Annotated in this window: 23 protein-coding genes; 11 read left to right on the top strand and 12 right to left on the bottom strand. The window is 66.8% G+C overall.

Going from position 1 to position 22,808, the window contains the following annotated elements:
- Positions 1 to 26: 26 nt before the first annotated feature.
- Together INR38_RS16010 and INR38_RS16005 are read left to right on the top strand one after the other, a co-directional pair.
- Positions 27 to 1,031, top strand: a complete 1,005-nt coding sequence (locus tag INR38_RS16010; protein WP_207444162.1) for a tripartite tricarboxylate transporter substrate binding protein — start codon at positions 27 to 29, stop codon at positions 1,029 to 1,031.
- Positions 1,032 to 1,042: 11 nt separating this feature from the next.
- Positions 1,043 to 1,825, top strand: a complete 783-nt coding sequence (locus INR38_RS16005; protein WP_013804640.1) for an enoyl-CoA hydratase — start codon at positions 1,043 to 1,045, stop codon at positions 1,823 to 1,825.
- 2 nt (positions 1,826 to 1,827) lie between these two features.
- Here the strand turns inward: INR38_RS16005 and INR38_RS16000 are convergent, their stop codons facing one another.
- From INR38_RS16000 to INR38_RS15990, 3 genes are all read right to left on the bottom strand, one after another.
- Complete coding sequence (locus tag INR38_RS16000; RefSeq protein WP_207444163.1) at positions 1,828 to 2,754, bottom strand: LysR family transcriptional regulator; 927 nt, start codon at positions 2,752 to 2,754, stop codon at positions 1,828 to 1,830.
- A gap of 120 nt (positions 2,755 to 2,874) precedes the next feature.
- Entirely contained in the window at positions 2,875 to 3,588 is a 714-nt protein-coding gene (locus tag INR38_RS15995) for a Bax inhibitor-1 family protein (protein WP_192367478.1), read from the bottom strand.
- A 115-nt stretch (positions 3,589 to 3,703) separates the two neighbouring features.
- Positions 3,704 to 4,282: a hypothetical protein gene (locus tag INR38_RS15990; RefSeq protein ID WP_202760243.1), complete on the bottom strand. Its 579-nt coding sequence runs from the start codon at positions 4,280 to 4,282 to the stop codon at positions 3,704 to 3,706.
- Between the two features lie 242 nt (positions 4,283 to 4,524).
- Here INR38_RS15990 and mnmA point away from each other — a divergent pair, with 242 nt between their 5' ends.
- Together mnmA and INR38_RS15980 are read left to right on the top strand one after the other, a co-directional pair.
- Complete coding sequence (mnmA, locus tag INR38_RS15985) at positions 4,525 to 5,643, top strand: tRNA 2-thiouridine(34) synthase MnmA (protein ID WP_063327547.1); 1,119 nt, start codon at positions 4,525 to 4,527, stop codon at positions 5,641 to 5,643.
- A gap of 142 nt (positions 5,644 to 5,785) precedes the next feature.
- Positions 5,786 to 7,345: a serine hydrolase gene (locus tag INR38_RS15980; RefSeq protein WP_207444164.1), complete on the top strand. Its 1,560-nt coding sequence runs from the start codon at positions 5,786 to 5,788 to the stop codon at positions 7,343 to 7,345.
- Here INR38_RS15980 and INR38_RS15975 read toward each other — a convergent pair.
- Positions 7,314 to 9,290 (bottom strand): ATP-binding protein, encoded by a 1,977-nt coding sequence (locus tag INR38_RS15975; protein ID WP_207444165.1) that lies wholly within the window; start codon positions 9,288 to 9,290, stop codon positions 7,314 to 7,316. The two genes, INR38_RS15980 and INR38_RS15975, sit on opposite strands and share 32 nt — an antisense overlap.
- Positions 9,291 to 9,295: 5 nt before the next feature.
- A complete protein-coding gene (locus tag INR38_RS15970; RefSeq protein WP_016449578.1) occupies positions 9,296 to 9,979 on the bottom strand; it encodes a response regulator transcription factor in 684 nt (227 codons plus the stop codon).
- A 191-nt stretch (positions 9,980 to 10,170) separates the two neighbouring features.
- Between INR38_RS15970 and INR38_RS15965 the strand changes: the two genes are divergently transcribed.
- Entirely contained in the window at positions 10,171 to 10,806 is a 636-nt protein-coding gene (locus tag INR38_RS15965) for a TetR/AcrR family transcriptional regulator (protein WP_207444166.1), read from the top strand.
- A 15-nt stretch (positions 10,807 to 10,821) separates the two neighbouring features.
- Here INR38_RS15965 and paaN read toward each other — a convergent pair whose 3' ends face one another.
- Positions 10,822 to 12,480: a phenylacetic acid degradation protein PaaN gene (paaN, locus tag INR38_RS15960; protein ID WP_207444167.1), complete on the bottom strand. Its 1,659-nt coding sequence runs from the start codon at positions 12,478 to 12,480 to the stop codon at positions 10,822 to 10,824.
- Positions 12,481 to 12,628: 148 nt separating this feature from the next.
- Here paaN and paaK point away from each other — a divergent pair, with 148 nt between their 5' ends.
- From paaK to paaE, 6 genes are read left to right on the top strand one after another with little or no spacing between them, the layout of a single operon-like run.
- Positions 12,629 to 13,948, top strand: a complete 1,320-nt coding sequence (gene paaK, locus INR38_RS15955) for a phenylacetate--CoA ligase PaaK (protein WP_207444168.1) — start codon at positions 12,629 to 12,631, stop codon at positions 13,946 to 13,948.
- Between the two features lie 45 nt (positions 13,949 to 13,993).
- Positions 13,994 to 15,016, top strand: a complete 1,023-nt coding sequence (gene paaA, locus INR38_RS15950; RefSeq protein WP_207444169.1) for a 1,2-phenylacetyl-CoA epoxidase subunit PaaA — start codon at positions 13,994 to 13,996, stop codon at positions 15,014 to 15,016.
- A complete protein-coding gene (gene paaB / locus INR38_RS15945; RefSeq protein WP_012202743.1) occupies positions 15,013 to 15,318 on the top strand; it encodes a 1,2-phenylacetyl-CoA epoxidase subunit PaaB in 306 nt (101 codons plus the stop codon). Before paaA ends, paaB begins: the two co-directional genes overlap by 4 nt.
- Before the next feature lie 13 nt (positions 15,319 to 15,331).
- Entirely contained in the window at positions 15,332 to 16,114 is a 783-nt protein-coding gene (gene paaC / locus INR38_RS15940) for a 1,2-phenylacetyl-CoA epoxidase subunit PaaC (RefSeq protein ID WP_043825951.1), read from the top strand.
- Positions 16,114 to 16,683: a 1,2-phenylacetyl-CoA epoxidase subunit PaaD gene (paaD, locus tag INR38_RS15935; protein ID WP_063327541.1), complete on the top strand. Its 570-nt coding sequence runs from the start codon at positions 16,114 to 16,116 to the stop codon at positions 16,681 to 16,683. The genes paaC and paaD overlap by 1 nt, the downstream gene beginning before the upstream one ends.
- Positions 16,680 to 17,777, top strand: coding sequence for a 1,2-phenylacetyl-CoA epoxidase subunit PaaE (gene paaE, locus INR38_RS15930; RefSeq protein ID WP_207444170.1), 1,098 nt, complete (start codon positions 16,680 to 16,682; stop codon positions 17,775 to 17,777). The genes paaD and paaE overlap by 4 nt, the downstream gene beginning before the upstream one ends.
- A 33-nt stretch (positions 17,778 to 17,810) precedes the next feature.
- Here the strand turns inward: paaE and INR38_RS15925 are convergent, their stop codons facing one another.
- From INR38_RS15925 to INR38_RS15900, 6 genes are all read right to left on the bottom strand, one after another.
- Positions 17,811 to 18,503 carry a hypothetical protein gene (locus tag INR38_RS15925; RefSeq protein WP_016449342.1) on the bottom strand — a complete coding sequence of 231 codons (693 nt, stop codon included), beginning with the start codon at positions 18,501 to 18,503 and terminating at the stop codon, positions 17,811 to 17,813.
- Between the two features lie 2 nt (positions 18,504 to 18,505).
- On the bottom strand, positions 18,506 to 18,814 hold the full coding sequence (locus tag INR38_RS28720) for a hypothetical protein (RefSeq protein ID WP_242699088.1): 309 nt from the start codon (positions 18,812 to 18,814) through the stop codon (positions 18,506 to 18,508).
- 397 nt (positions 18,815 to 19,211) lie between these two features.
- Positions 19,212 to 20,666, bottom strand: a complete 1,455-nt coding sequence (locus INR38_RS15915; protein WP_242699087.1) for a SulP family inorganic anion transporter — start codon at positions 20,664 to 20,666, stop codon at positions 19,212 to 19,214.
- A 350-nt stretch (positions 20,667 to 21,016) separates the two neighbouring features.
- Complete coding sequence (locus tag INR38_RS15910) at positions 21,017 to 22,270, bottom strand: type II toxin-antitoxin system HipA family toxin (protein ID WP_207475977.1); 1,254 nt, start codon at positions 22,268 to 22,270, stop codon at positions 21,017 to 21,019.
- A complete protein-coding gene (locus INR38_RS15905; RefSeq protein ID WP_096914641.1) occupies positions 22,254 to 22,574 on the bottom strand; it encodes a helix-turn-helix transcriptional regulator in 321 nt (106 codons plus the stop codon). Before INR38_RS15905 ends, INR38_RS15910 begins: the two co-directional genes overlap by 17 nt.
- 26 nt (positions 22,575 to 22,600) lie before the next feature.
- Positions 22,601 to 22,808, bottom strand: a 208-nt coding sequence (locus tag INR38_RS15900; protein ID WP_207475976.1) for a hypothetical protein, incomplete at its 5' end; no start/stop codon positions are given.

Raw genomic sequence — 22,808 nt, 5'->3', positions numbered from 1 at the left:
ATCGACAAGCCAAGAAGGAGACAAGGATGACGAAACGCATGAAAGCACTGAAGGCCGCCGTGGCAGCCGCCGCGCTGGCGGGGATGCCGCTGGCATATGCAGCAGGGGCAGCGGGGGCGGCAGGGGCAGGAAGCTATCCCGAGCGGCCCGTACGCCTGGTCGTGCCCTATGCGGTGGGCGGCGCCACCGATGTGATCGCGCGCGTGGCGGCCCGCTACCTGGGCGAGACGCTGGGCCAGCCCGTAGTGGTGGAAAACCGCCCCGGCGCGGGCGGCAGCACGGGCTCGGCCTATGCGGCCAAGCAGCCGGCCGACGGCTACACCCTGGTGATGATGGTGGAGAGCTCGCATGCCGTGAACCCCAACGTCTACGCCAAGCCCGCGTATGACCCGGTGAAGGACTTCACCCCCATCACCAACATCGCCAACGTGCCGGGCGTGATGGTGGTCAGCGCAGGCTCGGCCTACAAGAGCGCCAAGGATGTGAGCGACGCGGCGCGCGCCGCGCCGGGCAAGCTCAACTACGGCTCCTCGGGCAATGGCGGGCTCAGCCACCTGAGCGGTGCGCTGTTCGGCAGCACCACGGGCACCACCCTCACCCATGTGCCCTACAAGGGCCTGGGGCCGGCGCTCAACGACCTGATGGCGGGGCAGCTCGATGTGGTGTTCGACAACATGCCGTCTTCCGGTGCGCTCATCGCAGGCGGCCAGCTGCGTGCGCTGGCCGTGTCCAGCCCCGTGCGCCTGCCGGCCCTGCCCGGCGTGCCCACCTATGCCGAGGCCGGGCTCAAGCCCATGAACGACATGTCCTGGTACGGCCTGGGCGCGCCTGCCAGGCTCGATCCCGCCATTCTTGCCAGGCTCAGCGAAGCCATGCGCAAGACCTTGCAAAAGCCCGAGCTGATCAGGACCATAGAGCAGCAGGGCGCCGTCGTGGACTTCCAGGAGCCTGCGCAGTTCAGGCAGACGGTGGAGCGCTCCAACCGCGCCTGGTCCCAGCTGATCCGCGACATCGGATTCGAGAAACTTTGAGGAGATCTGCCGTGCATGCACAAGTGACCTTTCCCACCCCGCAGACCGCCGTGCTCACCATCACCGGCGGCGGGCCGCTGAACATCCTGGGCACGCCCGTGATCCGCGCGCTGACCGCGCAATTGGCCGAGCTGGCCGAGCGCCCCGATCTGCACTGCCTGGTGCTGCGCGGATCGGGCACGCGCGCCTTCGTGGCGGGGGCCGACATCCGCGAGATGGCGTCGCTCAACGCCGCCTCGGCACGCGCCTTCATCAGCGGGCTGCGCGACCTGTGCAACGCGGTGCGGCATTTCCCCGTGCCCGTGATCGCCAGGCTGCAGGGCCATACGCTGGGCGGCGGGCTGGAGCTGGCCATGGCGGCCGACCTGCGCATCGCGGCCGATGATGCCGTGGTGGGCATGCCCGAGGTCAAGGTCGGCATTCCCTCGGTGATCCACGCGGCCATGATGCCCGCGCAGATCGGCGGCACGCGCGCCAGCTGGCTGCTGCTCACGGGCGAGAACATCGGCGCCCTGCAGGCCGAGCGCTGGGGCCTGCTCAACGAATGCGTGCCCGGCGACCAGCTCGATGCGCGCATCGCGCAGATTGCCGAGGGGCTGGGCGGGATCGGCATCGAGGCGCTGCGCCAGCAAAAGCGCCTGCTGCGCCGCTGGGAAGGCATGGGCGTGGACTCGGCCATCACCGACAGCGTGGCCGAGTTCGGCGCGGCCTTCAACACGGGCGAGCCGCAGCATCACATGAATGCCTTCCTGGAGCGCAAGCAGGCCAAGGCCCAAGCCCAGCCCCAGCCCTGAACCTACGCCTTGTCGGCCAGCCCTTTCAGAAAGCTGCGCAGCCGCTGCGCGGTGGGCGTCAGCGGCCGTTCGCTGGAGCGCACCAGCTGCAGCGGGCGCCGTGCCCAGGTTTCCTCCAGCGGAAGGCAGGCCACCGCATGCGCGGTGCCGAGCCTGCGGTAGATGCTGTGCGGAATGATGGCCAGGCCCACGCCCTGCGAGACCAGCCGCACGATGGAGGTGAAATCGTCCACGTGGATGCGGCAGCGCAGCGGCCGGCCATGGCGCTTGGCCAGCTCGCGCAGAAAGGCGTAGTTGCTGCTGGTCAGCGCCATGCCCACGAAGGCATGGGACAGGGTGTCGAAGAACCGGCAGGAAGGGCCTTCGCCGTCGTCTTGCCTCTCGCCCGGCTGGGGCACCAGCGGATGGCCGGGCGGGGCAATCACCACCAGGCGGTCCAGCGCAAAGGTCTCGCAGGCCACGGCGCCCGCCATGGGCTCGCCCGCGTAGACGCCCAGGTCGGCCTCGCCCTCGGCCACGCTGGCGGCAATCGTCTCGCTGGTCTGCTCCACCAGGGTCAGGTTCACCTCGGGAAAGGCGGTCAGGAACTCGCCGATGTGCGGACCGATGAAGCCGTGCAGCGAGGAGCTGTTGGCCGCCAGCGTCACCTTGCCCTGCAGGCTGCTGCCCAGCAGGGCGGCCTCGGCCTCCATGCCGTCGATGGCGGCGAACACGCCGCGCGCATGCTCGAGCATGGCGTGGCCTTCCTCGGTCAGCCGCATGCCCTTGTGCTCGCGCGTGAACAGCTGGCAGCCCAGGGCCTGCTCCAGATTGCGCAGCCGCTGGCTGGCGGCCGAGGGCGTCAGGTGCCGCGCCTGGCTGGCACGCGAGAGATTGCCGGCCTGGGCGATGGCCATGAACAGCTTGAGATCGGTCAGGTCGTAGCGCATGCGGGCTGGCGGTGCAGGGGTCGGGAAGCGGTCATTATTTCAGGGTGGCCAAAGAAAAGACGACACGGGCGGCATGCCTGCGCATGCCGCCCGTGTCGTCTGCGTTGCCGTGTGCCGTGATCAGTCGTCGCTGCTGGCCAGGCTGATCAGGATGCGCAGCACATACCAGAGCATGAGGGCGATAGAGGCGAACAGGTGCAGGGCCGCGCCTGCAGGCCGGTCGGCCGGGTAGTCGCGGATGATGCGCGAGGTGTCGTAGAGCACGCAGGCACCCGCGAAGGCCACCATGATTCCCGAGAACCAGATGCCCAGCTTGAAGCCGAAGATGGCCCCCGCGATGATGGTGCCCAGGGCCACCAGGCCCACCACCTTGAGGGTGCCGCCCAGGAAGGAAAAATCGGTCTTGCTGGTGAACGCCGTCCAGGTCAGCGCGCCCACCAGCAGCAGCGTGATGAAGGCCGCCGCACCAATGGCGCCCGGCGCCACCAGCTGGGCAATGCCGAACATGGGCGCGAAGATCAGGCCCTCGGCCAGCACGTACAGGCCCAGGCCCATCAACTGGGTCTGCGGGCTTTCGGCGTTGTCGGCCAGGTGCGAGGCCAGCCATCCCACCAGCATGAAGGCGCCCATCACGCCCAGCCACAGGAACTTGCTGCCGCTGGCCACCAGCATCTTGGCGGTGGCGCCGGAAAAGCCGCTGACCATCAGCAGCGCGGACAGCACGACGAAGGCCAGGATGGCCGCGCCCAGGTGCTTGTAGGTGGCGACGATGAAATCACGGCGCTCGAATGGTGCGCCGTCGGGCGACTCGGGGGTCAGGACGTTGGGATTCATGGATCACTTCTCCAAAGGTTGCAGGACCACAGGGACGGGGCGCGCAGGCGCCCGGCCCCCTCTCTCTCTCGTGATGGGATGTGTGCGTGCCGCGCTGTGCAGCGAGCCGCGCGGCTCAGGCGGCCACGGCCTGACTTTCGGCGCTGGCCTGTGCGGCGCGCAGCCGGCGGTTGAGCCAGACGCCGCCGGCGCCGATCAGCGTCAGGATCAGGGCGGCAATCCACAGCCCTGCTCCGCTGAAGGACTGGGCCGAGGCGCTGGCTTCGGCCAGCAGGCGCTGGCGTGTTTCCTCGTAGCTGATCAGGGCCTTGCCGGCCACGCTGACCTCATAGGTCAGGTCGCTGTCATCCGGGTCGGCCAGCGCGGTGACCTGCTCGTCGATCAGGGACGCCACCAGCTGCTGGGGTGTGCTGTAGTCGATGCGCAGCTTGCGCACCTCGCCGCCGCCATCAGGCTGCACGCTGATCTGGTAGTAGTGCTTGGTGGAGCGGCGCTTTTTCTTGACGGTGACCTCGGCGGCTTCGACCACCTTGCCCGTGACCGTGGCCAGTTGCTCGCGGGCCACGTAGGCATGGTCACCTTCGGCCTTCCAGCCGCTGTACAGCGACAGTGCGGCCAGACCAGGGCCTGCCAAGAGAACCAGCCACGCGTAGCCGGTGATGAAAATAAGGATCTTGCGGACGAAACCGGGCATGGAACCCCCTCTTTGCTGTTGTGAATTGATATGTGCCTGGCTGGGCGCCTGCGAAGGGGCAGAGCTTGGCTGCGCCCGATCATCTGCGAACCGGCTGTTGCTTGTGTAAATGATTGTTTCAATGTGGGTGCCGTACCGCACTGGACATCCTGGCGGGGTGCAGGGCGGCCGCGCCGGTGTAGAAAGCGCTCGCAAAGCCCGTGGCGCGCAGCCTTTGAAGGGCGCGGGGATAATCGCTGCCCATGACTAAACACCGCGTCGTGGTGGGCCTGTCGGGCGGTGTGGACTCCGCTGTCACGGCCCATCTCCTCAAGCAACAGGGCCATGAAGTGGTCGGCATCTTCATGAAGAACTGGGAAGATGACGACGACAGCGAATACTGCTCGTCCAATGTCGATTTCGTCGATGCCGCCGCCGTGGCCGACGTGGTCGGCATCGAGATCGAGCATGTGAACTTCGCCTCCGAGTACAAGGACCGCGTCTTTGCCGAGTTCCTGCGCGAGTACCAGGCCGGCCGCACGCCCAACCCCGACGTGCTGTGCAATGCCGAGATCAAGTTCAAGGCCTTCCTGGACCACGCCATGCGCCTGGGCGCCGAGAAGATCGCCACGGGCCATTACGCCCGCGTGCGCCAGAACCCCGACACGCAGCTGTTCGAGCTGCTCAAGGGGCTGGACCCGGCGAAGGACCAGAGCTACTTCCTGCACCGCCTCAACCAGGCCCAGCTGTCCAAGTCCATGTTCCCCGTGGGCGAGCTGAAGAAGACCGAGGTGCGCCGCATTGCCGAGGAGATCGGCCTGCCCAACGCGAAGAAGAAGGACTCCACGGGCATCTGCTTCATCGGCGAGCGGCCCTTCCGCGACTTCCTGAACCGCTACATCAGCAAGGAGCCCGGCAACATCCTCGACGACCGCAACCGCAAGCTGGGCAAGCATGTGGGCCTGTCGTTCTACACGCTGGGCCAGCGCTCGGGCCTGGGCATCGGCGGCGTCAAGGAAAAGGGCGCGCCGCGCGGTGGCGGCGACCACGAGCCCTGGTTCGTGGCGCGCAAGGAGCTGGACACCAACACGCTGCGCGTGGTGCAGGGCCATGACCATCCCTGGCTGCTGTCGCAGTCGCTGCTGGCCGACCAGGTCAGCTGGGTGGCCGGCCACGCGCCCGCCGAGGGCAAGGCCTACGGCTCCAAGACGCGCTACCGCCAGCCCGACTCGCCGGCCCTGATCTCGGGCGCCACGCCCGAAGGCTTCCGGCTGGATTTTCCCGAGCCGCAATGGGCCGTCACGCCCGGCCAGTCGGCCGTGCTCTACGACGGCGACGTGTGCCTGGGCGGCGGCATCATCGCGGCGGTGGATCCGCACTGATGCAGCACTGATGCGGCACTGACGCGGCATTGATGCCGGGCAGGATTCGGCCCGGCGCGTTTTGCTATCGTCACGGGGGGCGGCACAACCGCCCCTTTTTCTTTTTCCTTTTGTTCTTCACGACAGCACCACAGGAGACCCCATGGCTTCATCGATTCTTGCGCGCCGGCATTTTCTGGGAGCGGCCCTGGGCGCCGTGGCCACGGCCGGATGCAACGGCGAGGTGTCCTGGGGCGATCCCATCGATCCGCCCGTGACGGACCGCGTCAAGCGTGCGCTCGATCAACTCGACGGCCAGGTGCGCGCGCAGATGCGGCGCACGGGCGTGCCCGGCGTGGCCGTGGCGGTGGTGCATGAAGGGCGCCTGGTCTATGCCCAGGGCATGGGCGTGCGCCGTCTGGGCTCGTCGCTGGCCGTGGATGCGGACACGGTGTTCCAGCTCGCCTCCGTCTCCAAGTCCGTGGGCGCCACCGTGGTGGCGCAGCAGGTGGGCCAGCGCCGCGTGTCCTGGGACACGCGCGTGCAGCAGGGCCTGCCCTGGTGGACGCTGGAGGACGCCGACGCTGCCCAGCGCATCACCGTGGGCGACATGTATGCCCACCGCTCGGGCCTGCCCGGCCAGGCCGGCGATGCGCTGGAGGAGCTGGGCTACAGCCAGCGCCAGATCCTGGAGCGCCTGCGCTATCTGCCGCTGCGGCCCGTGGGCACCCAGTACGCCTACAGCAACTTCGGCCTGACCACGGGCGCCGAGGCGGTGGCTGCCATCGCGGGCCAGTCCTGGGCTGCGCTGTCGCAGCAAGCCGTCTACGGCCCGCTGGGCATGACGCAGACCAGTTCGCTGTTTGCCGATTTCGAGGCGCGCGCCAACCGCGCGACCGGCCACCTGCGCGTCAACGGCGTGTGGCAGGCCGGGCCGGTGCGCCGGCCCGATGCGCAGTCGGCTGCAGGCGGCGTCAGCTCCACGGTGCGCGACATGGCGCGCTGGATGACCATGCTGCTGGACGAGGGCCGCTTCGAGGGCCGCCAGGTGGTCGATGCGCAGGCCCTGCGCACGGCGCTGTCGCCGCAGATGCTGCAGTCGCCGGCCGGCAACGGCGAGCCTGCGCGCTACTACGGCTTCGGCTTCAACGTGGGCGTGTCCGAGGCAGGGCGCACCACCTACAGCCACTCGGGCGCCTTCGGCACGGGCAGCGCGACCAGCTTCACAGTCATGCCCGAGCTCAAGCTGGGCATCGTGGTGCTGACCAACGGCATGCCCATCGGCGTGCCCGAGATCGTGGTCTCGCAGTTCCTGGACCAGGTCGAATGGGGCCGCCAGCGCCAGGACTGGGAGAGCATCTGGACCAAGCGGCTGGCACCCATCATGCAGCCGCATGGCGAGCTGGTAGGCAAGACCCGGCCCCCTTTCCCCCGACCGCCCCGGCCGCTGGGCGCCTATGTGGGCAGCTACGCCAACCGCTTCTACGGGCCGGCCCAGGTCAGCCTGCAGACGGGTGGCGGTGGACTGCAGGTCAGCCTGGGTTCGCAGCGCATGCTGCTCAGCCACTGGGATGGCGAGGTCTTCAGCTTCGTGCCCGAGGGCGATTCGCCGGGCAGCCTGTCCAAGGCCACATTCGACGGCAACCAGCTCACGCTGGAGTATTTCGACGATGTGCTGACCCCGGCCGGCGTCAGTGCGGGGATAGGGCGCTTTTCGCGCTGAGGGTGGCCTGCTCCGTGCCGTCGTGCAGGTGATCGCCGGGCACGGGCAGCCAGGCGGCCAGCACGGTGGCGCCGGGCTCTGAATCCATGTCCAGATGGCCGCCCAGGCGCTGCAGGCGCGCCTGCATGCTGCGCAGGCCCACTCCCATGCCGGCCTGCTGCACGGCGGCCACGTCAAAGCCTGCGCCGTCGTCGGTGATGCGCAGCATCAGCCAATGCGGCTCGGGCCACTGCAGCTGCACCTGCACGCACTGGGCGCGGCTGTGCTTGATCACATTGGCCAGTGCCTCCTCCAGCACGCGCGTCAGCGCCAGGCACTGCAGCGCACCGGGCGGCTGCGGCCAGGCGGCAGGCACCTGCCAGTCGGACTGCATGTCCAGCGCGTCGAACAGGCTGGCAAAGCGGTGGCGCAGCGGCGCGATCCAGGCCTGGGGCGTGTCCGGCACGGTGACGGAGACGCTGGTGCCGCTGTCGATCATCTGGCGCAGGTCGTCGCGCAGCAGCTTGAGCACGGACAGGAACTGGCGGTTGTGCATGGGGCCGCCCGCCTGCTCCACCATGGCGATGGAGCGCACCAGGGAGCCGCCCAGGCTGTCGTGCAGGTCGTGCGCCAGCTGCATCCGTTCCTGCAGCCGCGAGTGGCTGAGTGCCAGCGCATGCTCGCGCGCCAGCGTGCCGCCGAGCTCGTCGCAGGCACGCGCCACGCTGTCGGTCAGCTCCTGGTTGAACTGTTCGATGCGGCGCATGCTGAGCACGAACTGTCGGCCCAGCACCATGGACAGGGCCAGCATGGTCAGCGGTGCGGTATAGGGCATCCAGGGCGTGGCGGGGCCGATCACCTTCTTGAGCGCCAGCATGTCGTGCAGGCCCGCGCACAGGAAGACCAGCAGGCAGGCCGCGTAGACCAGGTGGCCCGGCTCCCGCGTGCGCCAGGCGTGCAGCGGAAAGTGCAGCGACACGGCCACGCAGATGCCGAAGTACACCAGTCCGATGTGCAGCACGCCGTCCACCAGCGACCAGGGCGCGAAGATGGCGGCGGCCATGCCGGCCAGCGTCAGCGCCCACAGCAGCTTTTCCAGCCGGGGCAGGTGCAGCCTGCCGAAGCGCCAGGTGAACAGGCAAAAGCTCTGGCCGAACAGCAAGAAGACCAGCAAATTGCCGCGTGCCACGGCCAGGGTGTCGGGGAAGGGCCAGGCCTCGGTGGCCAGGATATTGGCCAGGAACAGCGCCCAGCAGAAGGCATTGAGCGCGTACCAGCCAAAGGCCTTGCTGGCGCGCCGCTGCAGCCAGGCAAAGGCGAACAGCACGCCCAGCACCAGCGAGACCACGATGTTCATGGCAAACAGCGTGCGCTGGTTCCACCAGGTCTGCTCGTGCCACTGGCGCAGCGCCTCGGGCTCGCCCAGGCGCACCTCGCCCAGGCCCGGCGTCTGCTCGGCCAGGCCGTGCACGCGGATCCACACGCTGTTGGTGCCCGCATGCAGGGCGGATTCGGGCAGCAGCCAAAAGCGCGGCATGTTCCAGCTGCGCGACAGGGGCTCGACCAGGTGCCGGTCGCGCCACAGCAGGTCGCCGTTCACGAAGACCTCGCCGGCCATGACCATGGAGTGCAGGGCCAGCGCCACGGGATCGGCGGCGGCGGGAGCGGTGGCAGAAGCGGCAGCGGGGTGAGGGCAGCCGCGCTGCCAGTCGATGCGGTACCAGGCGGCGCCGCTGTAGCCGGGCCAGCGGTCAAGCCAGTGGTCGGGCAGGGTCACGTTGTGCCAGTCGCGTACCGCGCTGGCGATGGGCGGCGGTCCCAGGCCTGCGGCCTTGGCGGACTGGATGGACAGGATCTGCGGCAGGCAGGCCTGGGCCAGGGCGCAGGTACTGCACAGGAGGACCGCCAGGCCCAGGCCCAGGGCGAAGTGCCGCACCGGGCCGAACCACCGGCGCCACCCGCCCATGGCCGTCAGCCCAGCAATCCGCGCACGCGTGCCGTGTTGACGGCGCGCGTGCGCGAGGACACGGCCAGCTTGCGGTAGATGTGCTTGATGTGGCATTCCACCGTGTAGCGCGACAGGTGCAGCTGCTCGGCGATCTCGCGGTTGGTCAGGCCATCGGCCACCAGGCGCAGGATCTGGCTTTCGCGCGCGCTCAGCGTGGACTCGGTGCCGGTGCTCTCCGGCGTGGCGGGTGCCGCGCCCTGCAGCTCGGCGATCACGCGGCGCGCGATGAAGGGGTCGATGGGGGCGCCGCCGCGCAGCACGCTGCGGATGGACAGCGACACTTCCAGGTCGTCGCGTTCCTTGAGCACATAGCCGGTGGCGCCTGCGCGCAGCGCCGCCAGGATGGCGTCCTCCGTGCTCCAGGCCGAGATCACCAGGATGCCCACGGCCGGGTCTGCGCTGCGCATCTCGGCGATCAGGTCGATGCCGCTGCCGTCGGGCAGGCCCAGGTCCACCAGGGCCAGCGCCACGGGCTCGGCCAGGCAGGCGCGCGCCTGGGCCAGGGAGCCGGCGAACAGCAGGGCATCGGGCGTGTAGCCCAGCTGGCCCAGCACGGACTGCAGCCGCTGGCGGATCAGCGGCTCGTCCTCCACCACCAGCACCGGGGCCGGAAGCGTGGACTCTGGGACAAGCAGGTGGGCGGGCATGGAAAAGGCGTGCGCAGCGGCGGGCGTAATAAGGGGCAGGATGGCCGCCCGACTGTGGGCGAAGCCCGCATCTTTGCATATCCCTGAAAACTGGTAATCGCGGGGGCGCGCGCCGCTGCGCCGTCCATAATTCCGGCCCGGGCCGCACGGGCGGACCCTGGCAACGACACCTACCGAAAGGACGCCGCCGCATGGCACGCGTACGTGACCCTGCTGGCTACGATGGCCAGCGTGAAATGATCCTCTCCCACGCCGCCCAGCTGTTCGCGCAGCGCGGCTATGCGGGCACCTCCATGAACGAGGTGGCTGCGGCCTGCGGCGTCTCCAAGGCCACGCTCTACCACTATGTGATCGACAAGCACGACCTGGCCGTGCGCATTGCCGAAGAGCATGTGCTGCGCCTCGAAGCCCTGGTCAACGACACCCTGCAGGCCCATGCCGATCCCGAGCAGCGCCTGCATGCACTGATCCGCGGCTTCGGCCAGGAGTACGCCCAGGCCCAGAATGCCCACCGCGTGCTGACCGAGGACGTGCGTTTCCTGCGCGAGGAAGACCAGCAGCGCATCCTGGACGTGGAGCGCCGCGTGGTCGCCGCCTTTGCGCAGACCATTGCCCAGGTGCGCGGCGAGCCCGCCGACAGCGTCCTGGGCAAGCCCCTGGCCATGCTGCTGTTCGGCATGATCAACTGGACCTTCACCTGGCTCAAGCCGGGCGGCACGCTGGACCATGACGCCATAGGCACCATGGTGTCCCAGCTGTTCTTCGGCGGCGTGCGCGCGGTCAGCGTGCCTGACGGCAAGAAGCCGCGCAAGGCCCGCCAGGCCTAGGCTCGGCCCGGTCCCTCACCACCTGCGCTGCACGACCACGAAGCGGTCGGCCACGAAGGCCAGCGTGGTGTAGCTGGCATTGGCCGCGGGATTGCCGCCCGTGGCGTGGAAGTCCGAGAAGCCTGCCGACTGGTTGACCATCACGCCCTGCGTGAGGTTGATGGACAGGGCCACGCGCGAGCGCAGCGCCGAGGCCGCCACGGCATCGACAAAGGCCGCATCCGTGGAGTACAGGCCCAGGGTCATCGCGCCATGCGCGCGCACGCTGCGCTCGGCTAGCTCGCGCGCAGCCTGGGCCGAGGGCACGGCCACCAGGTAGGAGACGGGGCCGAAGCATTCGCGCTCGTAGATGGCGGCGTCCGCCACGTCCAGCGCGCGCAGCGCGGGCGTGCGCACCTCGGCCTGCGGGTACTCGGGATGGGTGAGCTTTTGCGAGGCGCGCACGGCGCGGCCCACGGTGGCGGCCTGTTCCACGCGCTCCACGGTCTGCGCAGAGCCTATGGCGCCCAGCACGGTGAAGGCCACCTTGGGATCGGCCAGCAACTGGTCGATGGCGGCGGCCAGATCGGCGCCGACCTGCTCGAAGCTCTTGTGGCCCTGGTCAGTCTCTATGCCGCCAGCCGGAATCAGCAGGTTCTGCGTGGTGGTGCACATCTGGCCGCTGTACAGCGACAGTGACAGGGCCAGATTGCGCAGCATGCCTGCGTAGGCATCGGTGGACTCGATCACCACCAGGTTCACGCCGGCCATCTCGGCATACAGGCGTGCCTGCGGCGCGTTGGACTGCAGCCACTGGCCGAAGGCATTGCCGCCCGTGAAGTCGATGGAGGCCACGGCCGCATGCGTGGCCAGGGCCTGGGTCAATTCGGGCTTGTCGCTCACGGCCAGGGTCACGAGGTTGGGGTCCAGGCCCTGCTCGGTCAGCACATCGCGCAGCACGCTCACGGTGAGCGCGGCCGGCAGCACGGCGTTGGGGTGGGGCTTGACGATCACGGGGTTGCCCGTGGCCAGCGCGGCGAACAGGCCCGGGTAGGTGTTCCAGGTCGGGAAGGTGGCGCAGCCGATGACCAGGGCCACGCCACGCCCCACGATCTCGAAGCGCTTGTGCAGCACGGCGGGCGCATGCTTGCCCTGGGGCTTTTCCCAGACGGCCTCGGCAGGCACGTCGGCCATGGCCTTCCAGGCCACGGCAATGGCTTCCAGGGCACGGTCCTGGGCATGGGGGCCGCCGGCCTGGAAGGCCATCATCGCGCCCTGGCCCGTGGTCAGCATCACGGCATGCGCGATCTCGAAGCTGCGCTGGTGGATGCGCGTCAGCGCCTCCAGCAGCACTCCGGTGCGACCCTGGGGTCCCAGCGCCTGCCATGCGGGCTCGGCCGCCTGGGCGGCATCCACCAGCGCCTGGGCATCGCACTCGGGGTAGCGGATGTCCAGGGCCACGCCATAGGGCGACTGCTCGGTGGCCACGCGGGCGCGTTCACCGGGCTGCTGCAGCGGATAGTCCTTGCCGAACAGCGCCTGCACGGCGGCGTGGCCCTGGGCCTGGGCGGTCTCGCCATACACCTTGGGCGAGGGCGCCTCGGGGAAGGGCGACCAGTGGCCCCGGCGGGACAGGGCCTGCAGGGCGTCGTCGAGCAGGGGGCGGTGGCGTTCGTAGAGGGCGTGGGCGGGCATGGGATGTCTCCTGGTTTGGAATGTGGCGTCGCTATCAGGGTTAGTACCGGACAACAAGCCTTGTTGCTCAAGAAAGCTGCATCTTATAATCCTACCGTCCGGTCGGTCAATTATTCTGAACCCCTTGCCTCACGACGCCAGAACCCCGATGAACAAAGACCTGCGCCCCGCCCCCGGCGACCTCGACGCCATCGAAACCGCCAGCCGCGACGAGATCGCCTCGTTGCAGCTGCAGCGCCTGCGCTGGTCGCTGCAGCATGCCTACGACAACGTGCCGCACTACCGCCGTGCCTTCGATGAAAAGGGCGTGCATCCGTCCGACCTGCGCACGCTGTCCGACCTGGCCCGCTTTCCCTTCACCACCAAGAAGGACCTGCGCGAGAACTATCCGTTCGGCATGTTCGCCGTGCCGCGCCAGAAGGTGGCGCGCGTGCATGCCTCCTCGGGCACCACGGGCAAGCCCACGGTCGTGGGCTACACGTTGAAGGACATCGACAACTGGGCGAGCCTGGTGGCGCGCTCCATCCGCGCGGCGGGCGGGCGGCCCGGCGACATGGTGCATGTGGCCTACGGCTACGGCCTGTTCACGGGCGGGCTGGGCGCGCACTACGGAGCCGAGCGCGCGGGCTGCACGGTGGTGCCCATGTCGGGCGGGCAGACCGAAAAGCAGGTGCAGCTGATCCAGGACTTCCGGCCCGACATCATCATGGTCACGCCCAGCTACATGCAGGTGATCGTGGAGGAGATGCAGCGCCAGGGGATGGACCCGCGCGAGAGCTCGCTCAAGATCGGCATCTTCGGCGCCGAACCCTGGACCGAGGCCATGCGCCGCGAGATCGAGGGCAAGGCGGGGCTGGATGCCGTGGACATCTACGGCCTGTCCGAAGTCATGGGCCCGGGCGTGGCCAGCGAATGCGTGGAGAGCAAGGACGGGCCGGTGATCTGGGAAGACCATTTCTACCCCGAGATCATCGACCCCGACACGGGCGAGGTGCTGCCCGATGGAAGCGAGGGGGAGCTGGTCTTCACGTCGCTGTCCAAGGAAGCCATGCCCATCATTCGCTACCGCACGCGTGACCTGACGCGGCTGCTGGCGCCGACCTCGCGCAGCTTCCGGCGCATGGGAAAGATCGTGGGTCGCAGCGACGACATGATGATCATCCGCGGCGTCAACGTCTTTCCGACCCAGATCGAGGAAATCGTGCTGGCCAATGCCAGCCTCACGGGCCTGTACCAGATGCACATCAGCCGTGAAGGCCTGCTGGACACCGTCGAGGTGCACTGCGAGCTGCAGCCGCAGCGGCGCGGCCTGGGCGATGCCGAGCGCGGCGAGATCGCGCAGTGGGTGCAGCAGCGCATCAAGACCCTGGTGGGCATTTCCACGGCGGTGCGCGTCTTCGATCCCGACACCATCGAGCGCACGCAGACCGGCAAGGCCCGGCGCGTGTACGACAAGCGGCCGCGTTGAGGCACCGCCGGCCGTCGTCAACCATTTCATTCAAGGAGATCGCACATGTATACCCAGGCCATGGACACCATGGGCAAGGAAGCGGGCGATGGCGGCAAGGCCGTGCGCTCGGCCGACGAATTGCGCCTGCAGCAGCGCTTTGACGAGCGCATCGATGCCGGCGAATTCATCGAGGCCAAGGACTGGATGCCCGACAACTACCGCAAGACGCTGCTGCGCCAGATCAGCCAGCACGCGCACAGCGAGATCGTCGGCATGCTGCCCGAGGGCAACTGGATCAGCCGCGCGCCCACGCTCAAGCGCAAGGCCATCCTGCTGGCCAAGGTGCAGGACGAGGGCGGCCATGGCCTGTACCTCTACGCCGCCGCCGAGACGCTGGGCAGCAGCCGCGACCAGATGCTGCACGCGCTGCACACGGGCAAGGCCAAGTACAGCTCCATCTTCAACTACCCCACGCTGACCTGGGCCGACATGGGCACCATCGGCTGGCTGGTGGATGGCGCGGCCATCATGAACCAGGTGCCCATCTGCCGCTGCTCCTATGCGCCCTATGCACGCGCCATGGTGCGCATCTGCCGCGAGGAGAGCTTTCACCAGCGCCAGGGCTACGAGGCGCTGCTGACCATGATGCAGCAGGGCACCGAGGCGCAGAAGGCCATGGTGCAGGACGCTGTCAACCGCTGGTGGTGGCCGTCCATCATGATGTTCGGCCCGCCCGACGACCAGTCGCCCAACAGCGCGCAGTCCATGCGCTGGGGCATCAAGCGCATCTCCAACGACGCGCTGCGCCAGAAGTTCATCGACGCCACGGTGGACCAGGCCAAGGTGCTGGGCGTGACCCTGCCCGACCCCGACCTGAAATGGAACGAGGCCCGCCAGGCCCATGACCATGGCCCCATCGACTGGGACGAGTTCTGGCGCGTGATCGCCGGAGACGGCCCCTGCAACCGCGAGCGCCTGGGCGCCCGCGTCAAGGCCTGGGACGAAGGCGCCTGGGTGCGCGAGGCCGCCCTGGCCCATGCCCGCAAGCAGACACAGAGAAACCAGACCCGCAAGGAGGCCGCATGACCGCCGTCGAACAGAACATCACCAACGAATGGCCGCTGTGGGAAGTCTTCGTCCGCAGCAAGGCCGGCCTGGACCACAAGCACTGCGGCAGCCTGCATGCGGCCGACCCGCAGATGGCTCTGCAGATGGCGCGCGATGTCTACACGCGGCGCCAGGAGGGCGTGAGCGTCTGGGTGGTGCGCTCGGACCAGATCGTGGCCAGCGACCCCGGCGACAAGGACATGTTCTTCGACCCGGCCCAGGACAAGGTCTACCGCCATCCGACCTTCTACCAGCTGCCGCCCTCGGTGGACCACATGTGAGCGGGGCGCAGCCATGAACGCCTCCGCCTCCTCCATCGCCATCGACGCCCGGCCCGAGGTGCAGTACCTGCTGCGCCTGGGCGATACCTGCCTGATCCTGGCCCAGCGCCTGGGCCAGTGGTGCGGCCACGCGCCCATCCTCGAAGAAGACATCGCCATGACCAACATGGCGCTGGACCTGGTCGGCCAGGCACGTGCGCTGCTCACCCGCGCCGGCCAGCTTGAAGGCCGCGCGCACGACGAGGACCAGTTGGCCTTTCTGCGCGACGAGCGCGACTACTTCAACGCCACGCTGGCCGAGCTGCCGCGCGGCGACTTCGCCTTCACCGTGCTGCGCAACGCCATGGCCGCCACCTGGCTGCGCCTGATGTGGGAGCGCCTGGTGCACTCCAGCGACGCCGAGCTGGCCGCTATCGCCGCCAAGGCGCTCAAGGAAGCGCGCTACCACGAGCAGCACGCGGGCGACTGGGTGGTGCGCCTGGGCGACGGCACCGAGGAATCGCGCCAGCGCATGGAGGCGGCGCTGGCCCAGCTGTGGCGCTATGCGGCCGAGCTGTTCACCGACGACGCCACGGACGCTGCCGCGCGCGCCAGCGGCCTGGGCCCGGCCTGGTCCGAGCTGCGCGAGCCCTGGCAGGCCGAAATGGCCGCCCTGCTGCAGGAGGCCACGCTGGACATGCCGGCCGAATCCGCCTTCCGCAGCACGGGCCGCAACGGCGTGCACAGCGAGCACATGGGCTTCATCCTGGCCGAGATGCAGCACCTGCAGCGCGCCTATCCGGGCGGGGTGTGGTGATGGCTGCCGCACGGCTTGTGGCCGTCACATCCGCCTCGGCCGAGCGCGAGCGCCTGGCCTGGGCCGCGCTGCAGGACGTGCCCGATCCCGAGGTGCCCGTGATCTCGGTCTGCGAGCTGGGCATCGTGCGCGAGGTCCATGCCCTGCCCGAAGGCCAGGGCATGGAGATCGTGCTCACGCCCACCTACTCGGGCTGCCCGGCCACCGAGGTCATCGAGCGCAGCGTGCTCGATGCCATCGAGGCCGCAGGCCTGGGCCCCGCGCGTGCCGTGCTGCGCCGCGCCCCCGCCTGGACCACGGACTGGATCAGCGACGACGGCCGGCGCAAGCTGCGCGAGTACGGCATCGCGCCCCCCGGGCGCTGCGGCGACTCCGGCCTGCCGGAGGGCACTTCGCCCATTCGCCTGGTGCGCCGCCGCCAGGGCATTGCCGTGCCCGAGCCCGTTGCCTGCCCGCACTGCGGCAGCGTGCACACCGAGCGGCTGTCGGCCTTCGGCGCCACGGCCTGCAAGGCCCTGCACCGCTGCCTGGACTGCCGCGAACCCTTCGAACACTTCAAGCCGATATGACCACGACCACGATGTTCCACCCGCTGCGCGTGCGCAGCATTGCGCCCGACACGGCCGAGGCCGTGGTCGTCTCCTTCGACGTGCCCCCCGAGCTGCGCGAGGTCTTCGGCTTCACCCAGGGCCAGTACCTGACGCTGCGCCACCAGATCGACGGCCAGGACCTGCGCCGCAGCTACTCCATCTGCGCAGGCGTGGATGACGGCGAGCTGCGCGTGGGCGTGCGCAAGGTGCGCGGCGGCCAGTTCTCCAACTGGATCAACGAGCATCTGCGCCCCGGCGACACGCTGCAGGTCATGGCGCCCCAGGGCCGCTTCTTCGTGCCCATCGAGCCCGGGGCCGCGCGCCACCATGTGGGCATCGCCGGCGGCAGCGGCATCACGCCCATCCTGTCCATCATGAAGACCGTGCTGGCGCGCGAGCCCGCCAGCCGCTTCACGCTGATCTACGGCAACCGCCAGCTGCAGTCCACCATGTTCAAGGAGGAGATAGAGGACCTCAAGAACCGCTACATGTCGCGGCTGTCGCTGCAGCATGTGTTCTCGGACGAGCACACCGACCTGCCGTTGAACATGGGCGTGATGGACCGCAGCAAGATCGCCGAATTCCTGCAGGGCGTGGTGCCGGCCGCGCACATCGACCATGTCTACATCTGCGGACCCTTCCAGATGAACGACGAGGCCGAGGCCGCCCTGCTGGCCGCCGGCGTGGCCGAGGAGCGCATCCACATCGAGCGCTTCGGCGTGGCCCTGCCGGCCGCAGGCCAGGGCACGGTGGGCGCCGTGGTGCACGAGGCCCAGCCCGGCGACGCCGCCACCGCCCGCATCACCCTGGTGCGCGACGGCCTCTCGCGCGAGATCCCCTTCACGCGCGGCCAGGCCAGCATCCTGGACGCGGCCTCCTCGGCCGGGCTGGAAGTGCCCTATTCCTGCACCTCGGGCGTCTGCGGCACCTGCCGCGCCAAGGTGGTCGAGGGCGAGGTGCGCATGGAGCGCAACTTTGCCCTCGACAAGAACGAAGTCGCCTGCGGCTTCGTGCTGACCTGCCAGGCGCATCCGCTGACCGAGCGCGTGGTGCTGTCGTTCGATGAGCGGTGAGGGCGCCTGCGTTCTGGCGCAGGGCAGGAAGACTCAGGGAAACAGTGTCGAAAGCATGTGCTTTGGCACTGGCAGTCCATCAGATGCTTCGATGAAGTGCAGACCCTTGGATGCGGGCTGTATGGACTGAAACGCAGAAGGAAAGCGGGGCAACTGCACATGGTGCTTGCTCTTGCATTCCTCGCAGGCGTGGAACTGCGGCTGGAAGACTTTGTTTTTATGGCTTCCCACGGGACCGTTGGCATCCCAGACGGCAAGCGATGCCTCGGTGGAAACCGGCTTGCACAGGTTCTTCCAGTCCAGTGCCCCGTGCACGACCATGTAAAAGCCAATCAGGTTGGAAACGAGGTCTTCCTGGCTGAATCCACTGTCTGTGAGGAGCGACATGGATGCCTGCAGGCTCTCGAAGCCCATGGAAACCTCCATGAATATGGCCAGGGCCACGGAGCGCTTCGCTGAAAGAGACAGGCCTTTCTTGACGAGATAGAACTTGGCAAATTCCTGGGTCAGGCCAAAGCGCCCCATGGATTGCTTGTATTGAATCAGATGGCTGTCGGAGTGACCGGGAATCCCGATGCCGCGCTCATGCAGTATGTCTTTCCAGAGATAGGCCGCACTGGCGTAGCGATTGCGATGGCTCTCGACCGATTGGAGGTGGCCCAGGTCAATCCATCCGCAGTTGCAGGTATAGATGAGTCTTCGGGGTATGTGGGATCTGCTGGACATGTTCAGTCGTAATGGGTGAGCGTGACTTTGCACAGCCCTGTTGCGATTGCCTGGGTGACCGCCAGTACGGCAACTTCGCCGGCCGATGACGCGTATTGCGCGTATTGGACAAGGCGCTCTCCCTCGGGGACAAACGATGCGGCGGCATTTCCGGCATCGATGGATCTCTGGTGGAAATCCTTCTGGCGCAGGTAGCTGTTGATGGCCGCAGTGGCCTCGGTGATGTCCTTGGCGCTGGTCTCGAAGGTCATCTCGGACTGCGGGGGCTTGTTGCCATCACCGACGGAGCCGAAGTAGGCGGGCTGCGCCATCGTCCCTGTCGCTGGCGCATTGCGTATCAGGGAAGAGATGCCTACGTAATATCTGAGCGATCCCCTCTCAGGCGAGTAGTCCTCCTGGGAGATGAGAAACCCAAACACGGCCAACCAGGATGCGGATGCGGCAAAGACCAGGAGGACAAGGCCCAAGATAACGGATCTGAGTCGCATGGAAGAGGTGGGACGGGTTCGGGGAGATGACGGCGGTCCAGATCCTAAATGAGCGGGCTGAAATCTTTATTTCAAAAGAGTAACTCTTTGAAATAGAGAATTTTCTTGAATGACCCATTCGATATTTGACGGATTTCTCTTTGCGAACGAGCAGGCCGCGTCTGCCCCAGGAAAGCAAGTGGTCTGCCAGCGCTGGAAAACCATGCCCGGGGCAGGTTTCCTACTCGATGCCGATATCCAGCCGCGACACCAATGCCCGGCCGTGTTCGTTCAGGCCCGTCACCTCGACCGTGCTGCCGTGCTTGCGCAGGCGCTGGCAGACCTTGTCCAGCGCATTGACGGCCGTGATGTCCCAGAAATGCGCGTTGGTCAGTTCGATGCGCACCGGCCGGCCTTCGATGTCGCGCACGTCGAAGGCATCGACCAGCTGGTCGGCCGATGCAAAGAAGACCTGGCCGGAGACGCGGTAGGTCAGGCCTGCGCCGTCCTCCTTCTTCTCGACGGACAGCAGCCTTGAGACCTTGAAGGTGAAGAACACCCCGCTGAGCAGCACGCCGACGCCCACGCCGGCGGCCAGGTTGTCCGTGGCCACGGTGACCACCACGGTGGCCAGCATGACGGCGCTGGACAGCTTGGGATGCCTGAGCAGGGCGCGGGCCGATCCCCAGTCCAGCGTGGAGGCCGACACCATCACCATGATGGCCACCAGCGCCGCCACCGGCACCTGGGACACCCAGGGCTTGAGCAGCACCATCAGGATCAGCAGGAAGGCGCCCGCGAACAGCGTGGAAAGCCGGCCGCGGCCGCCGTAGCGCACATTGCCCACGGTCTGGCCGATCATGGCGCAGCCGGCAATGCCGCCGAACAGGCTGGCCGCGATGTTGGCCACGCCGATGCCGCTGCACTCGCGGTTCTTGGAGCTGGGCGTGTCCGTGAGTTCATCGACCACGCTGGCCGTCATCATGGACTCCAGCAATCCCACCATGGCGATCGCCAGCGCGGGCAGGGCGATCAGGCGCAGCGTCTCCAGCGACCAAGGCACCTGCGGCAGCCCGAAGCTGGGCAGGCCGTCCGGCAGCAGGCCCAGGTCGGCCACCGTCTTCAGGGGCAGGTCCAGCCATTGCGCCGCCACCGTCAGCACCACGATGCAGACCAGGGGCGAGGGCACGGCCGTGGTCAGCCGGGGCAGGCCGTAGATGATCAGCAGGCCGGCGCCCACCATGGCCCAGGTGGCGGCATTGGCGCCGATCAGGTGCGGCATCTGGGCCGAGAAGATCAGGATGGCCAGCGCATTGACGAAGCCCGTGCGCACCGAGCCCGACACATAGCGCATCAGCACGCCCAGGCGCAGCAGGCCGAACAGGATCTGCACGGCCCCCGCAAGAATGCCGGCCGCAAAAAGATACTGCACGCCATGCGCATGCACCAGCGGCGCCGCCACCAGGGCGACCGAGCCCGCAGCCGCCGACACCATGGCCGGGCGCGCGCCCGTGAAGGCGATGACGATGCTGATGATGAAGGAGGCGAACAGCCCGACGGCGGGATCGACGCCAGCCACGAAGGAAAAGGCGATGACCTCGGGGATCAGCGCAAAGGTGGCCACGGCGCCGGCCATGAGCTCGCGCGGAATGCTGGGCGCCCACTCGGCGCGAAAGGGATGGGGGTGTTTCGACATGGAAATGGCCAGCCCCGCCGCGCTGGATGTGACAGGGCGGGGCAGGATTTTGTAGACGGGAATGAACATGCCGGGCGTCGGGCGATGCCCGAAACAACCTGGCGGCTTGTACGGTTCGGCCGTGCTACGGCGGCGCCAGGCGGGTGCAGCCCGAGCGCCGGCTCTGCGAGCCGCGCGCGATGCGGGCCAGCGTGAAGCTGTGAAGGCGTGCGGCATCGCGGCTGCGCGCTTGGCGAGCCTCGGGTTGACGGTGCCGGTGGACTGAAATCACGGGCGCGATTGTAAGAGGGGGTGGGTGTGCGGGGGCGGGAAGCGCCGCGCCGATCATGAAGGCGCTATGGATGCGGCGCCTATGATGTGGCCGCTTTGATATTCGCTTGAAGAATTCTCGAGATATTCTGTTCTGTTTGCCTGCGGATGGCGCCATCGTATTCCTGCACTCGTGCAGAGAATAAAGATGCCTCCTGCGCAACTCTCGAAATGACTTCCATTGTTTCTTTCTTGCTGACTCCAGCTTCCTTGCCGAGCTGGTGCAGATGCGCCAATCGAATAATGGATGCCTCGCCTGCCACGTCCATTTGATGGTAGCCGCCCGGCCCTCGATTGAAGGTTATGTCATAAACCGGGGCAAGCTTCCAATGGCCATCCTTTCCCATCCTGAAGGAGAAATTCTTTCCGTGGTCATCCCGATTGTTGAAAATCACGTTGAACACAGCGCGTTCAAAGGCTTTTTTCACTTCCCTTGAATCTCTGGTCAGGAATCGTGTTGCCTGAATCAAGGTGATATAGCCGATGGACCCGGCTACCCGGAAATCAGCGCCAACAAATGCAGCCAAGGTGTGGACAGGAACGCGGTACTTGCCTTCTCTGTCGAAGCGTTTGATGCCAAAGGCAGACAGACCCTGTCCCAGATCCAAGCTCACGGTAGGCGGCGCCTCAAGCCCGCATGCACTGGCAGACTTGACGTAGAGGTCCTCAATGGCACAAACCTCGGAGTGTTCATTCATTGCGGGAAATTTCACCAGCCAAGGTTCAGCACCCTCCATGGGTACGGTGCTCGCGCGATGTGTCTCGCTATTCAGATAGACCAGCGCCTTGGGCCGAGCCCCATGAGGCGAACCACCCACCAGGGCGAGTTGCGCGAGCAGAGCTGTGTCCTTGTCCTCAAGCACTTGTTGCACTTCTTGTGCAAGCATTGCCATAGGAATATCTGCTTGAGGCTGTTTCATGAAACTATCAGCAGGTGCAAATGTCATTGCACCTAATGCGCTGTCGCCGACATATGCCAATCGATCCAGCGCAGATAACCGAGCAGGATCCAAACCACGCTTTTGGAATAGTTTGTCCATCAGGAGCAAACCCCATCCATCCGGCAAGGAATCGTAGACTGGGCCTGGCAGACCTAATTGGTGTCTTGGTAGAGATTTGGAGAAATCGCGTCCCTTTACAAGCGGGAAAAGGTAGGGCGATAGCTCCAGTCCCTTGGAAAAAGCCTCGTCGGTATATTCAAAAATAATGCTGCTTCTGGCGTCGGCTGCACCAAGGGTAGCCCAATGGAATTTGTCGCCCCAGCCTTCGTAGTAGACATTAATCTTCTGAACCATGTGAAGCTTTCGGGGAACGCACCCGCTGAGGAAGAGTTGAAATCCTTTCAAGCTCTTCAATCGTGCGTGGTTGATAAAGAAACAGCTCTTCAAGCTGAATGGCAAGGCCCAGCACCTGTACAACGGCAATCACGGTCTCGAATGAGACGTTCTTGCCTGCCTCCATGTTGACGATGGTGGCCTTGGATACGCCTACACGGCTGGCCAGTTCCGCCTGAGTGAACCTTTGGGCGATGCGATGCTTGCGCAGCCGTGACGATAGCTCTGCCGCGATCTGTGAGGAAGAGTAAAGCCCAAGATTCATTATTTTTGTCTTTAAATATTAAAGACTCATCCAAAGATAAATATTTTATTCTTTATACAGGAGATGATCAAGGTCTGGCTGGCTTGCACAGCTGCGGCACATCCGCTGCGGCCTGGGCCTCGGTTCGCTTCAGCGGGGTCGGCATGCGACAGGTAAAGAAAAAGCCCGCCTCTCCGAAGAGCAGGCGGGCCCGAATCAACAAAAACAATCCTTGTCGGATTTAGAACGGAATGT

This window comes from Delftia sp. SD018 (assembly GCF_017355445.1).
GTDB lineage: Bacteria > Pseudomonadota > Gammaproteobacteria > Burkholderiales > Burkholderiaceae_C > Comamonas > Comamonas acidovorans.
This window is presented reverse-complemented; position numbering and strand designations above follow the sequence as displayed.